The organism is Paenarthrobacter sp. NPDC090520, from assembly GCF_044769205.1.
In the GTDB taxonomy this organism is placed as follows: Bacteria; Actinomycetota; Actinomycetes; order Actinomycetales; family Micrococcaceae; genus Arthrobacter.
This window is the reverse complement of sequence record NZ_JBIVXM010000019.1, coordinates 83326-90422: the sequence shown is the minus strand read 5'-3', so window position 1 is coordinate 90422 and position 7097 is coordinate 83326. Positions and strand designations below refer to the sequence as shown.

The 7097-nt window shown below is 64.4% G+C and carries 7 protein-coding genes; 2 read left to right on the top strand and 5 right to left on the bottom strand.

Features of this window, described 5'->3' with window-relative positions; translation table 11 throughout:
• Positions 1-141: 141 nt before the first annotated feature.
• From ACIQTZ_RS19450 to ACIQTZ_RS19440, 3 genes are read right to left on the bottom strand one after another with little or no spacing between them, the layout of a single operon-like run.
• Positions 142-1089: a ribokinase gene (locus tag ACIQTZ_RS19450; protein WP_402982959.1), complete on the bottom strand. Its 948-nt coding sequence runs from the start codon at positions 1087-1089 to the stop codon at positions 142-144.
• Positions 1086-2519, bottom strand: a complete 1434-nt coding sequence (locus ACIQTZ_RS19445; protein ID WP_402982956.1) for an MFS transporter — start codon at positions 2517-2519, stop codon at positions 1086-1088. Before ACIQTZ_RS19445 ends, ACIQTZ_RS19450 begins: the two co-directional genes overlap by 4 nt.
• Positions 2519-3541, bottom strand: a complete 1023-nt coding sequence (locus ACIQTZ_RS19440) for a nucleoside hydrolase (protein WP_402982954.1) — start codon at positions 3539-3541, stop codon at positions 2519-2521. The genes ACIQTZ_RS19445 and ACIQTZ_RS19440 overlap by 1 nt, the downstream gene beginning before the upstream one ends.
• A 238-nt stretch (positions 3542-3779) precedes the next feature.
• Here ACIQTZ_RS19440 and ACIQTZ_RS19435 point away from each other — a divergent pair, with 238 nt between their 5' ends.
• Complete coding sequence (locus ACIQTZ_RS19435) at positions 3780-4763, top strand: LacI family DNA-binding transcriptional regulator (RefSeq protein WP_402982971.1); 984 nt, start codon at positions 3780-3782, stop codon at positions 4761-4763.
• On the opposite strand, the gene ACIQTZ_RS19430 is transcribed toward ACIQTZ_RS19435, so the two are convergent.
• Both ACIQTZ_RS19430 and ACIQTZ_RS19425 read right to left on the bottom strand, forming a co-directional pair.
• Positions 4760-5113: a hypothetical protein gene (locus tag ACIQTZ_RS19430; RefSeq protein WP_402982952.1), complete on the bottom strand. Its 354-nt coding sequence runs from the start codon at positions 5111-5113 to the stop codon at positions 4760-4762. The genes ACIQTZ_RS19435 and ACIQTZ_RS19430 overlap by 4 nt on opposite strands.
• A gap of 29 nt (positions 5114-5142) precedes the next feature.
• The gene (locus ACIQTZ_RS19425) at positions 5143-5766 is read right to left on the bottom strand and encodes a LysE family transporter (protein ID WP_402982949.1); all 624 of its coding nucleotides are present in this window, start codon (positions 5764-5766) and stop codon (positions 5143-5145) included.
• Between the two features lie 173 nt (positions 5767-5939).
• Between ACIQTZ_RS19425 and ACIQTZ_RS19420 the strand changes: the two genes are divergently transcribed.
• Complete coding sequence (locus tag ACIQTZ_RS19420) at positions 5940-7031, top strand: DNA polymerase IV (RefSeq protein WP_402982946.1); 1092 nt, start codon at positions 5940-5942, stop codon at positions 7029-7031.
• Positions 7032-7097 lie beyond the last annotated feature (66 nt).

Sequence of the window (7097 nt, the reverse complement as noted above, 5' to 3'; positions counted from 1 at the left end):
AATCAACAAACTCCCGCCGGGCGTCCAACGAAAAATTCCTGACCACAACACGCTCCATCAATCAGAGCGTTGCAACGACCCTATGACTCCGCCGGGCTCAAAACGCGCTTAAATGCGACCCAGTTGGGTGCCGGTCTGGGACTAAGATCCCCGCAGCTGCTCGACTTCCTCGAGGGTTGCGTAGGCCGCTTGGGTCCCCTTTTTCGTTGCGGCCAAGGCTGCTGCGACGGAGGCGAAGGACGCCGCGTCGGCCAGGGAATCACCAGCCGCCAAGCGTGCGGCGACTGCGCCAGTAAACGCATCGCCGGCTCCCGTCGTGTCTACGGCAGAGACCCGGGTGGGCGCAATCCGCGTGAGTTGATCCTGGGAGCCAACGGCCAGCGAATCCAGCACTACGGACCCCTGCGAGCCGAGCGTCACCAGCACGCGCTGCAGGCCGCGGTCGGCGAACTGGCTGCGCACCGGCTCCCACGCTTCGGCGTCCGCGTCAGCGGAGGGGATATCCGCCTCCGAGCCGAGGAAGAGTGCAGCCTCGTGGGCGTTCACCAGCAGCACGTCGCTCAGGCCCGCCAACAACTCAGGTACCTCAGCGTACGGCGAGAGGTTCAGCAGGACCGTTGCTCCGGCGTCGTGCCCGGCCTGGGCGGCGGCCACCACGGTATCGATGCCCACCTCCAAGCAGAGGCACACGACGGCGGCTTCGCGGAACGCATCATAATCGATGTCCATCGGAGACAGCGTGCCGTTGGCACCTGCAGAGATGATGATGCTGTTCTCACCGTTCGCGTCCACGGAGATGACCGCTACGCCGGTTGCCGTGTCGGAACGCCGAACGCGCGAAACATCGACGCCGGCGCCGGCCGTGGACTCAAGGAGCATGGTGCCGTTGGGGTCATCGCCCACGGCGCCGATCAGGGTCACGTCGCCGCCCAGCTTGCTCGCCGCCGCGGCCTGGTTGGCGCTCTTGCCTCCCGGGTTCACCGCGAAGCCGTTGCCGTGGACCGTTTCGCCTGGCTGCGGGAGTCGCTCGGTGTAGATGGTCAGGTCCGCATTGAGCGAACCCACGACGACGATTCCGGACTTGCTCACGCGGCCACCTCTTGGTCCTCGGTCACTTCGGCGTCGACGGGCTTCGGGATCAACAGTGACGCCGCGAACGCAGCGAACGTGATGGCGAAACCAACGACGACGACGGTCAGGTAGGACGCTTTGGCGTCACCCAGTGCTGAGGTAGCCACCAGGACGGCAGGGAGGACCAGGAAGCTCAGGCCTGCACCGAGGTTGAAGGCGCCCGCATTCATGCCGGGCAGGAAGCCGGGGTTGCCCTTGGGCGAGAGGACCACGCCAAGTCCGTTCAGCATGATGTTGACGGTACCGGCGTACATGATGCCCAGCAAGGCCGTGCCAACGATCATCATCGGGAGGTTGTTGAGCCCGAACAGCGCGATGATTGCGAGGGCGACGAGGCTGCCGATGAGGCCAATGCGGAGCACCTTCGTGTAGCCGAGGACAGGGGCGAGGCGGCCGCTGATCGGGCCGAAGACCCAGCCGAGCAGTGCGTACGGCGTCAGGATCATGAGGGACATCTCGGTGGGGCCGACGCCGAAGCCGGGATCCGCGGCCTGCACGAACGCCGGGACAATGCCGTTGATCACCGCGAAGATGCCGGTCATGGTCAGGGTGGTGGTCAACAGGGGAGCCCACGTTGAGCGCTGGCGCAGGTGGACGGTTTCCACCATGGGCTGCTTGGCGCGCTTCTCGACGGCCCAGAATGCGGCGAACGCGGCCACGGCAACGACGGTGAGGCCGACGGCCAGGGCCAGGGTGCCGCCGTCGAACGCCGAGGCGAGCTTGGAGCCCTCGTTCAGGGCGGTGAGCAGGGCACCCACGGCGATGACGATGAAGAACACGCCGAGCCAGTCCATGGTGGTGCCGGCGGCGGGCTTGCTCTCGCTGGCCAGGAACGCGATCAGGGCCGTTGCAACAAGAGCCAAGGCAACCATCAGCCAGAAAATGCTGCGGAAGCCGAAGTTCTCGGCGAAGTAGCCGCCCACGAAGGAGTCGACGCCGGCCACGCCACCGTTGACTGCGGTGATGAGGCCCATGAGTGCGCCATACTTGCGCGGGTTGCTTACGGCGGAGCGGAGCATGATGAGGCACAGCGGGACCGTAGGGCCGCTGACGCCCTGGATGATGCGGCCGACGAAGAGCCATGTGACATCGGGGGCCAAAGCCGCGATGACCGAACCGACGGCCATCAGGATCATCATGCCGAGGAGGATCTTCTTGCGGCCAACAATGTCGCTGAGACGCGGGAGGAACAGGGAGAACAGGGCCGCGGCCGTGAAGAACCAGGTCTGGGAGAGGCCGATGGTTGCCTGGTCTGTCTGGAGCTCGTTGCCCATGGTCACGAGTGCCGGGCTGAGCATGGAAGCGTTGAGCTGGAAGGCCACGCAGGCTGCCAGCAGGGCGACCATGAGGGCGGTGACGTTGCCCTTGGCTGTTGTCGGAGTGCTCATTACTTTGCCTCTTCCGTGACGAGGGCCCCGGCGGTGACCTGCGCACTTGCGGAGGTGCCGCCGTCGAGCGTTGGTTCGCCGATGCGTTCAATCGCATCGGTGACCAAATCCCAGAACTTCTTGTGGTCCAGGTCCACGGCGACGGAGGTGTTGCAGTCCTCGGGCGCGGGAGCGCGGAAGTCGGCCACGGTCATGCCGAGGGTGAGCTTTCCCTGCAGCTCGATGTCCACGGGAACCTTGCGGGTGGTCATGACCGTGGGATCGATGACGTAGGCGACAGCGCAGGGATCGTGCACCGGCGGGAAATCGAAGCCTTGGGCGTCCTTATAGGTCTTCTTGAAGAACTCCATGAGCTCCAGAACGAACTTGGCCGGCTTGGTGCCGATCTTCGCGATGTTCGCGACCACTTCGTCCGTGGCCAGCGCCTGGTGCGTAAGGTCCAGGCCGACCATCACCACAGGCCACTTCTCGTTGAACACGATGTGGGCGGCCTCGGGGTCGATGATGATGTTGAACTCTGCCACCGCGCTCCAGTTGCCCACGTGGTAGCCGCCGCCCATGAGGACAACTTCCTTGACGCGCTCCACGATGCGCGGCTCCTTGCGGGCGGCCACGGCGATGTTGGTCAGGCCCGCGGTGGGAACCAGGGTGACCGTGCCAGGCTCGTGCGACATGACGGTTTCGATGATGAGGTCGACGGCGTGGCGCGGGTCCAGCTCGATGGCGGACTCGGGCTGCTCAGGGCCGTCCATGCCGGAGTCGCCGTGGATGCTGGGCGCGGTTTCGATGGTCCGGACCAGGGGTCGGTCGCAGCCGGCGGCGAAGGGAACGCCCGTGATGCCCGCGATCGTGGCGACGGAAAGCGCGTTGCGGGTGACCTTTTCGAGGGTCTGGTTGCCCACCACGGTGGTCACGGCGAGTAGTTCGATGTCCGGGTTGCCGTGAGCCAGCAGCAACGCCACTGCGTCGTCATGGCCGGGGTCGCAATCAAGAATGATCTTTTTGCGGGTGTTCGTTTCCACGTTCTCTCCACGTCATTGGGGCCTGTCCGGTTTGGGTTTGTTGGGACCGGCGCCGGACAGAGCGCTAAGCATTCAGGGGAATCATGGCACCTCTTTCAGGGTCACGTCAAACGCTTAACGTGAAGAACGTCAAGCGCTTGATGCCATGGGCTGCGTGAGATGGGTGCAACAACGTTAAGATCGATGCATGGATACCCCGGATCACCTCGGCAAACGCGCGCCACGAGTCACGGCGGCAATGGTTGCCGCCCGTGCAGGGGTCTCGACGGCGACAGTCTCCTTGGTTGCCAACGGCAAGACCCAGGGGCGCGTGTCCGAGGACAACATTTCGAGGGTCCGGACCGCCATCGCCGACCTTGGCTACGTTGTGGACAGCATCGGCAGTTCCTTGGCCCGCGGCGTTAGCTCGATCGTCATCCTCGTCACGCCCGACGTCTCCAACCCCTTCTTCGCCAACGTGATCGCAGGCGTCCGGGAATCCCTTGGCTCCGAGTACCAACTGCTGCTCTCCGTCACGGATGCCGGCGAGTCACCGCAGGCCGATGACGTGCGGAAACTCCTCGCGCTGCGGCCGGCCGGGCTTCTTGTGGGTGCCCCCAGCGCAGAATTTCTCCGTGACCTCTCTGCAGCCGGACCGTTGGTTCTGCTCGACGCGCCGGGCCTGGAATCCTACGCACCCTCGGTCAACCTCGACGTCGCCCAGGGTGCCCGTCAGCTCGCGCGGCACCTGGCTTCCGCGGGGCACACCCGTGCCGCGTACGTGGACGGCATCACCGGAACGGCCACCTTCCAACTTCGGCGCGAGGCATTCCTTGACGAAGCGTCTGCTTGCGGGCTTGCTGTTTCTGAAGAGCACATCATCAGCACATCGATCGACGTCGGTGCTGCCGCCGCCGCATTCGCTGACGCCTGGCCTGCGTGGCAGCGCGAGGGGGTGACCGCCGTCGTATGCGGTACCGACACGCACGCCTATGGTGTGCTGCAGGAAGCACGGGTGGAAGGTGTGCGGATCCCAGGTGAGTTGGCGGTGGCCGGGTTCGACGATCTTCCGTATTCAGCCACCAGCAACCCGGGCTTGACCACTGTGCACCTGCCTGCGACTCCGTTGGGCCGCAAGGCAGGGGAGCAGCTGAGGGGACTCATTGAAGGTGTGCCGTTGGTTGAGCCCCACGTGACGCTGGAGAGCTCGTTGGTGGTCCGGGGATCGACGGTTCAGGGTTAGCGTTTCAACGGACGGAGCTGTGTTTCAGACACCGGGAATTCAACCGTGTAGTAGACCTGCGGGGCCGTCATATCGCCCCAGTCGTCCTTCTTTACACGGACAGTTCCGGGTGTGACTTCAGCGATCCGCACACGCAGCCAACCGCCGTCGGCAAGCCTTAGCTCGTGGGGCTCGGCGAGGTAGCGAAGCCCCAGATCATCGAGGGTTTCCTCGGCGCTCATCCAATCCACAACATCCGATTGCCGCCGCCCCAGCAGGTCTATGGCAACGAATCCGTCCCCGACGGGTTTGATCCAGCCCACGCGCTCGCGGTCGTCCGGCCTGCGGTGCTCGATCCAATCCGGTTCCATGCCCCTGACCGTAGCATTTTGGCCCGCAGTTAGTGGATGACCGCCAGCAGGATGCCCACCAGGACGAAAAGGCAGCCGAAGATGCGGTTCAGGACCTTCTGGCCGTGCTCGTTGTGGGTGAAGCGCTGGAATGACCGGGCGGCGAGGGCGAAGAAGAACCACATCACCATGATGTCGATTGCCAGGACAGTTGCCGTCAGCACCACATACTGCTGCACCAAGGGCTCGTTCGGCCTGATGAACTGCGGCATGAACGCCAGGAAGAACACGATTGCCTTGGGGTTCAGCAGGTTCACCCAGATGCCCCGCTGGAACATGGACAGTGCGGGCTCGTTCTTCTTGTCCTGGACTTCTTCCTTGTCCAGATCCGGTTTGTGCAGGAACTGCCGGATGCCCAGGTACACGAGGTAGGCGGCACCGGCGTAGCGGATGATGTTGAAGATCAGCGGCGAATTGGAAACCAAGACTCCCACGCCGAGGGCAACGATCACGATGTGGATGACCAAAGCCACCTGCTGGCCAAGGATGCCCCAAATGGAGCGTCGGAACCCCGAGTTGAGCGAGTTGCTCATGGTGAAGATTGCCCCGGCGCCGGGAGTAAAACTGATCAGGGTGCCGGCACCAACCAAGGCCAGCCAAAGGGAAAATTGCACCGTCTCAGCTTATGCCGGTGGGGTGGGTGGTCCGGACGGGGGTTTGCGGCCGGGCTGCGTACCGCCACGACCCACTTTGCCGCCGCGAGCCAGGGAATGCACCCCAAACAGGTTGTTTTCGGCGACCCAGCAGCCCAAAGAAGGTCGTGGAGGTACAGCCAAGGCCGCCAGCAATGGGGCAGACTAATCCCGTGAGCGGAATCCCGTGGGTCCTGCACGTCGATCTCGACCAGTTCATAGCTGCCGTCGAGATCCTGCGGCGGCCTGAGCTCGCGGGAAAACCCCTCATTGTGGGTGGTCGTGGAGATCCGACGGAACGGGCAGTAGTGTCCACGGCGTCCTACGAGGCCCGGGCTTTCGGCGTTGGTTCGGGTATGCCGCTGCGTATCGCGGCCCGCAAGGTGCCCGACGCCATCATCCTCCCCGTCGACCACGAGGCGTATCTCGCGGCATCGGAAGTGGTGATGCAAACCCTCCGCGAACAGCCCGGCGCCACTGTCCAGGTCCTGGGATGGGACGAAGCCTTCGTGGGTGTCACCACGGACGATCCCGAGGCCTATGCCAAACAAATCCAGAGCGCCGTGTTGGAGAACACCCAATTGCACTGCAGCGTCGGCATCGGTGACAACCTGGTCCGCGCCAAGAATGCCACCGACTTCGGCAAACCCGCTGGTACCTTCCGCCTGACCAAGGAGAACTGGCTCGACGTCATGGGGGACAAACCGACCATCGGACTCTGGGGCGTCGGACCGAAGATTTCCAAGCGGCTCGCTGCCCACGGCATCACCACGGTCAACGAACTCGCCGCCGTCGACCCGGCCAGCCTGGTAGAGGAGTTCGGTCCGAAGATGGGGCCTTGGTACGCACAACTCGGGCGGGGAGACGGCGCCACGGAAGTGGACGACGCCCCGTGGGTTGCCCGCGCCCACGGCCGTGAGACTACCTTCCAGCAGGACCTGACGGAGCCGGTCCAAATCGAGGATGCCATCAAGGAACTCACCGCCCGGGTCCTCGAAGATGTCGCCGCCGAGGGCCGCCCGGTGGTTGGCCTGACACTCAAAGTCCGCTACAAGCCGTTCTTCACCAAGACCTACGCGAAGAAGATTCCGGAGACCTTCGACCGCGACGAAGTCCTCACCCAAGCCCTGAACCTCACCGGCAAAATGGAACCGGACCGCCCGATCCGCCTCCTGGGACTCCGCGCCGAAATGGCCATGCCGGACGACGCCCGCCAAGGCCACACCCCCACGCGCAGCGGCTGGTGACGCCGGCGCCTACCTTGAATGGCGCGCGCGATCGCATTATTCTCAGCGTGGGGTTCCCCGCCATGC

What these genes read in the sequence shown, in the direction of transcription:
- ACIQTZ_RS19445 (WP_402982956.1), bottom strand. Translation starts at nt 2,519, where the DNA reads ATGAGCACTCCGACAACAGCCAAGGGCAACGTCACCGCCCTCATGGTC.
- ACIQTZ_RS19435 (WP_402982971.1), top strand. Translation starts at nt 3,780, where the DNA reads ATGGTTGCCGCCCGTGCAGGGGTCTCGACGGCGACAGTCTCCTTGGTT.
- ACIQTZ_RS19430 (WP_402982952.1), bottom strand. Translation starts at nt 5,113, where the DNA reads ATGGAACCGGATTGGATCGAGCACCGCAGGCCGGACGACCGCGAGCGC.
- ACIQTZ_RS19420 (WP_402982946.1), top strand. Translation starts at nt 5,940, where the DNA reads ATGGGGCAGACTAATCCCGTGAGCGGAATCCCGTGGGTCCTGCACGTC.